General features: G+C 44.9%; 3 protein-coding genes and 1 pseudogene. All 4 read right to left on the bottom strand.

The features are described 5' to 3' along the window. Window positions 1–331, bottom strand: a 331-nt coding sequence (locus ACESLU_RS13080) for a polysaccharide deacetylase family protein (protein WP_372639076.1), incomplete at its 3' end; no start/stop codon positions are given. A 615-nt stretch (window positions 332–946) separates the two neighbouring features. Further along, complete coding sequence (gene arsB, locus ACESLU_RS13075) at window positions 947–2,020, bottom strand: ACR3 family arsenite efflux transporter (RefSeq protein ID WP_372639075.1); 1,074 nt, start codon at window positions 2,018–2,020, stop codon at window positions 947–949. 400 nt (window positions 2,021–2,420) lie between these two features. Next, entirely contained in the window at window positions 2,421–3,029 is a 609-nt protein-coding gene (locus ACESLU_RS13070; protein ID WP_372639074.1) for a protein-tyrosine-phosphatase, read from the bottom strand. Between the two features lie 132 nt (window positions 3,030–3,161). After that, window positions 3,162–3,509, bottom strand: a pseudogene (locus ACESLU_RS13065) (arsenite S-adenosylmethyltransferase); the annotation flags it as partial.

The following is a 3,509-nucleotide window of genomic DNA, read 5'->3' as shown; positions in this document are numbered from 1 at the left end:
GGTACTCGAAAGCCTCTTTATAACCTATGTAATTTACAGCGGATGCTCTTTCAAAGAAATTATCCTCATTGGTAGGTATCGTTTTGGTATCTTGAATAATCTCCTCTACAGAACGTCCTAAAAACTTCGGGCGATATTCAGACCCCTCCATTACTCCTGTGACAATAAAAAATGTCCCCGGTAATCCAAGGCGGTCCATTATGGGCATCGCATTTTTAAACTGGGTGCCGTAACCGTCATCATAAGTGATGGAAATGGCACCCTTTTTGTCATGCTGCCATTTCGTAATCTCTGTCTGGCCGACCTGTGAGTTTTGGGTGCAGGAAAGCATCCATAATGACAGTATAAAAGAAAAAATAAATGTATAATTGAACATTATTTTAATATTAAAAGAATATTTTCACGTTAGGAAATGAAACAAAAGACCATACCATTAAACAAAAGACCCTACTATTATAAGTAAAACACTGCATGCTAACAAAGTAAGCCGGAGGCTTTTAGTGTTATCAAATAATCATATGCCCCAAACTGGGGGGGCTCAAATTGATTTATCCCTTGAAAGACACAGGCTGTCTCGGGTGTCATGCCATCCCCTTTCTCAATGGGTAATATGCGCGCAGATAATTTGTCTAACTCTTCTTGATTCAGGTATGGCATAAAGAATCATGTTTGGTGGAAGATTTTGTTAAGGAATAACGATGACGAGTGACAGAATATGACACACCGGATTTGTACACTTGAAATCAGTTGTAAAATAAATCTGATAAATATAGATTTCTGAAATTAAAATGCTTTTAATGCAAGAATGAAGCTTTGAAATAAATGTGGCGATCGTCAGGAGAGGCGGTCAAGACTATTGCCAATAATACCAGAGAATTTTTGTCCAATATGGTCAAATTCAAGCGGGCTGAATATTCATAATTAGAATGCCGGATTGGAATACCTCCTAATCCCGGTAAGCCGGAGCTGATGCGGCCTTGTAATATTTATCCCTGAGCCAAAACGCTACGTTAACAAGTGCTATCAGCGCCGGAACTTCAATAAGAGGCCCTACAACACCGGCAAAGGCCTGTCCGCTGTTGAGACCGAATACCGCAATGGCAACGGCAATAGCCAGTTCAAAATTATTGCCGGCGGCCGTAAACGAAATGGACGCATTCTTGTCATACTCGGCACCCATCATTTTGCTCACGGCAAACCCGATGAAGAACATGAGCACAAAATAGATTAACAGTGGTACGGCAATGCGGGCCACATCCATCGGGATTTGAACAATAAGTTCTCCCTTGAGGCTGAACATTACCACGATGGTAAACAGCAGTGCAATGAGGGTCACCGGTGAAATAGCCGGCAAAAAGGTTTCCTCGTACCACTGCCTGCTTTTCAGGCGGACCAGTCCGAACCGGCTGAGCATGCCGGCCAGGAAGGGAATTCCCAGGTAAATGGCCACGCTTTCGGCTACCGTATATATGGAGATATCGACAATGGCTCCCTCAAAACCCAGCAGCGGCGGTAGTTTGGTGATGAAAATCCACGCGTAAAAGCTATAAGCAAAGACTTGAAAGATGCTGTTTAACGCAACCAGTCCGGCTCCGTATTCACTGCTGCCCTCGGCCAGGTCGTTCCAGACCAGCACCATAGCGATGCAACGGGCCAGTCCGATCAGAATCAGTCCCACCATATACTCCGGATAATCCTGCAAAAAGATAACGGCCAGGGCGAACATCAGCACCGGACCCACGATCCAGTTTAGCACCAGCGAAATACTGAGCACTTTCACATCCTTGAAAACCTTTGGCAGCAGTTTGTAGTCCACTTTGGCCAGCGGCGGGTACATCATCAAAATCAGTCCAATGGCAATGGGAATATTGGTGGACCCGCTGCTGAATGAATTGATGAATTGGGAGGTAGACGGAATGAAATAACCGATCCCCACTCCTATAGCCATGGCGACAAAAATCCACAGCGTCAGGTATCGATCGAGAAAACTCATTTTTTTGGTTGGTGCGGGTGTACTCATTCGTATTTAATTTCTTTTGGTAAAAGTTTTCGAAAAATCAGCGTTAAGGTATGCTGACAGTGTAACTTCTTAAACGGGATTCCCAGTAAACAACTTCTCGGTCAGTTGGTCTGTTTTAACCAAGGCACACTGTATGACCTGCTGGCATGTAGTGGCGTTATTTTTTCGAGCAGGGGCAGCTAAGATCGACAAGTCGTTTCCGGCCCATCAGCAACGTATTCAACGGCTCAAATGCCATCGTATTCACTTGAATCATATTTCATTGTTAATATTCGATTAAATAGCTGTGTTACCAACCAATATGAACTTAGTTACGGGTACATCTTCCAGTTAATAAATTCGATTTTTAGCGATTCATACCTATTCAACAGGTCATAGAATGCGTATCGGACATGAAATCTCATACTTGTGACATCAAATAATACATTTCCGCCGCAATTTGCCTGCAGCGCTGGTCGTAGGTCTGCTTCTCCCTTGACGTGCCGTCCGATTCTTTGGGGTCAACGTATGGAATGGAAAATCGTATTTCGGCACCGGGAACGACCGGACAGTTCTCGTCGGCGTCGGTGCAGGTCATAACAGCCGCAAAATTTTTACGGGGATTATAGGAATCATCATATGTTTTAGAGAAGCAGATCAGCGGTTCTTTATCCTCGTCAAAAAATACCTTGTATCGAGGATTCTTCCCGCCCGGGTTTTCTACGTTGAATCCCGCCCGCTCTACGGCCGCCACCGCACGGGGATTAAAAGCCGTGGCCTCAGTACCCCCCGAAAAAGTTTCAATCTGATCCAGTCCCAGGTAGTCGGCCGTTACCGCTGACCAAATCTGGCAAAGGTGACTTCGTCGGCTGTTATGCGTGCAGATAAAAGTAAGCCTGGCCGGCTGCCCGGAATCTTTTTTAGTTCGAATATAATCAGCGAGCTTTGTCAGCTTACTTTTGCGCTCCCTGGTGATATCCGAAGCCTCATTCTGTAAGCTTTGGATGTAGGAGGTTAAATCTGGATGCATATACTTAATTGTTAATCCGTTTCGACATTCAATCTTGTGGCATTGCAGTCAACATGTACTCTTCGTTCCGCAGCTGAAATACGGAACGGTGGATATAATTTCAGGATATCTGCAGTGAAATCGGCAAGGTAATTAGCAACAGCCCGAATCCGGGCCGCATCCAGAACCAGCGCCTGTTGTTTCCATTTTTTGCCGCATTTTTATGGAGTCAGATTCCCCGCCCGGCTTCTGGGCGAAAACCGTAATACTGTAAATACCAGGATCTCCATTCTTAAATTCTTCGATTTCTTCTTCGGATAAATATTTGGCCAGTATTTCATCGGGAATAATAATAGGCTTTTCCTTCTGGATGCTAATATTTTCAAATCCAAGGTCTTCAATGTACCCGAGGTATTCCTCCTTCTGGACAGCCCCTGAAACACAACCGGCATACATCTCGGCGTCTTCGCGCAAGGCATCAGGCAGATCTCCCACCAGCAC

The sequence above is a fragment of the Fodinibius sp. genome, from assembly GCF_041642155.1.
In the GTDB taxonomy this organism is placed as follows: domain Bacteria; phylum Bacteroidota; class Rhodothermia; order Balneolales; family Balneolaceae; genus Fodinibius.
This window is presented reverse-complemented; position numbering and strand designations above follow the sequence as displayed.